The 2,152-nt window shown below is 34.5% G+C and carries 1 protein-coding gene; it reads left to right on the top strand.

Going from position 1 to position 2,152, the window contains the following annotated elements; all coding sequences use genetic code 11:
• The first annotated feature begins 198 nt into the window (after positions 1–198).
• Entirely contained in the window at positions 199–1,437 is a 1,239-nt protein-coding gene (locus tag B371_RS0100610; RefSeq protein WP_019412414.1) for a pitrilysin family protein, read from the top strand.
• The last annotated feature ends 715 nt before the right edge of the window (positions 1,438–2,152 follow it).

Here is a 2,152-nt window from a genome sequence, read left to right as displayed (position 1 = left end):
ACTTTTTGAACAACCTCTTAAAACATGACCCTCTTTACTTAAAGAGTCATGTACCTTTGTGCTTATTCAGAAATTAATACCAAAATGTCCTTCATTTAGTGGTATTCAACTGATGAAGACAGAAAAGTAAATATGTTCATACTTCAGTATTGGAGTCGAGCTAGAATGCGTTTTTTATTGAATTAGGGGGTTACCATTATGTTGCAAAGATGTACAAGTCAAAATGGTGTGCGAATAGTCTATGAAAATATTCCTCACGTGAGATCAGTCGCAGTAGGTGTATGGGTTAATGTCGGATCAAGACATGAAATACCAGAAGAGAATGGCTTAACTCATTTCATAGAACATATGCTTTTTAAAGGAACACCATCTAGAACAGCACGCCAAATTGCTGAGGAATTTGATCGTATTGGTGGCTATGTAAATGCATTTACGTCAAAAGAACATACATGCTATTATGCAAAAGTGTTAGATCATCATGCAAAACATGCATTATCTGTTTTAGCTGATATGTTTTTCAATTCTAAATTTGATGAAGAAGAACTTGATAAAGAACGCCAAGTTGTATTAGAAGAAATTTTAATGGTTGAAGATACACCAGACGACGATGTACATGAACAATTATGGAATGTGATGTATCCTAATCAACCAATTGGTTCCTCAATTTTAGGGACAAAAGCATCACTTGAAACGTTCAATAAAGAGTCAATCCAACAATTTATGCATGAACATTATAGACCTGAACACATTGTGATTTCAGTTGCGGGGAATATTCCAGATGGCTTTATTGACTACGTTGATTCGCTATTTGGGACATTCAATTCAGGTTCTACACTCGCTAAACGTATTTCATGTGACATTCCAGTTTTCCAACCGGGTAAGTCACTTAAATCAAGGGAAACTGAACAAGGTCACATTTGCCTCGGATATGAAGGATTAAGCGTTAAAGATAAGCGTATTTATAATTTAGTAGTATTAAATAACATCGTAGGTGGAAACATGTCTTCTCGATTATTTCAAGAAGTACGTGAAGAAAAGGCATTAGCTTATTCAATTTATTCATATCAATCATCTTTTAAAGATTTTGGTTCACTTGCAATTTATGGTGGGACATCTAGTAAGCAATTACAAGAACTACAAGAAACCATTTATCAAACTATCCAAAAAGTGAAGGACGATGGTGTGACAGATTCAGAAGTAAACGATGCTAAAGAGCAATTAAAAGGTAATTTAATGTTAGGTTTAGAAAGCACAAATGCACGCATGAATCGCAATGGTAAAAACGAATTAATTTTCAAAGAACATAAATCATATGATGAAGTGTTACAGTCGATAGATGAAGTAAATATTCACGAAGTTCAAAAACTAGTCACTGATATCTTTAGTGCTCCACCCGCAGTATCAATAATTACCCCTAAAAAAGGGCCGACTAATTAGTCCTTAAAATAAAATAGATGGAGAAAAACGATTCGTTTTTCTCCATCTATTTTTAAATCGTCCTTTCTAAATGTTGGGTGCATACGTACATTTAATCTTCAAGTTATATTGTAGTAGGTTTGTACTTTTTTAAAGAACCGGGCGTACTTTGCCCGGTTTTTCTTATGGGTGAATTTTGTTCATCTAATTATAGGTAAATCTAACTTATTTAGATGAAAAGTATAAACTTGTACGATATGCTCATTGGTTGAAGGGGCTCGTCGGAAGCAAACCAGCTCACGGACCGTCCGCCTGCAACGGAAATCATACCTGAAGCCAAAGTTGATACTGTGACTTTCTTAAAGGACCGGGCGAATTTGCCAGGTTTTCCTTACAAGATAAGAAAGTATATGACTATAAAGTGACAAGAACCCTGTATTCATGGTGTTTTTAGTATATGGAAACTAACATGCTAAAACAGGATTTTCACGGTGGAACTTACGCTATACATATAAATGTAAAGGCGTGATTTCCTTTTTTAAAAGCACACAAGAAACTTTTTGAATTTCAGAGGAAGTGAAGTTTGTTCATTGATATATTCAGTAACCTATCTAAATATAGATGTGGGTACTTTCATTTACAAGATAGGCCGATTTTTTTATATTTATTTTAAAACTATATTGCAATTACGGTTATTCTAACTAGGTGAATGATTGAAGTGAAAGGCGGCGACTCC

The organism is Paenisporosarcina sp. TG20, from assembly GCF_000286315.1.
In the GTDB taxonomy this organism is placed as follows: domain Bacteria; phylum Bacillota; class Bacilli; order Bacillales_A; family Planococcaceae; genus Paenisporosarcina.
Note: the sequence above shows the minus strand (reverse complement) of the source record. Positions and strands in the feature narration are given on the sequence as shown.

Excerpts from the sequence above, each read along its gene's own strand:
- B371_RS0100610 (WP_019412414.1), top strand. The coding sequence starts at position 199 with ATGTTGCAAAGATGTACAAGTCAAAATGGTGTGCGAATAGTCTATGAA.